General features: G+C 53.9%; 1 protein-coding gene. It reads right to left on the bottom strand.

The features are described from left to right. The coding region (locus DCC82_RS18205) for a UPF0236 family transposase-like protein (protein ID WP_233253033.1) at positions 1-219 on the bottom strand (219 nt) is incomplete at both ends.

The following is a 219-nucleotide window of genomic DNA, read 5'->3' as shown; positions in this document are numbered from 1 at the left end:
GCGGTAATCCATGGAGCGCCGTCCCCGTTGATGACAAGAAGATCCCGACACGGATCATAGGCATATTCGTTCATCAAAAATTCCTCGAAGCCTTCCCACACCTCCCTCTTGCCCTCATGGACGTAATGGCGCTGGTTCACGAATTCGATCTGTGAGCCGTGGCGCTTCCACCCTTCGTGAACGGTCAGGATTTTGTCTTCCTTGGCCCGTTTTCCCTTC

The organism is Geobacillus sp. LYN3 (assembly GCF_003064505.1).
GTDB classification, from domain to species: Bacteria; Bacillota; Bacilli; order Bacillales; family Anoxybacillaceae; genus Parageobacillus_B; species Parageobacillus_B toebii.
The sequence above is the reverse complement of the archived record's forward strand: the minus strand, read 5'-3'. Positions and strand labels throughout refer to the sequence as shown.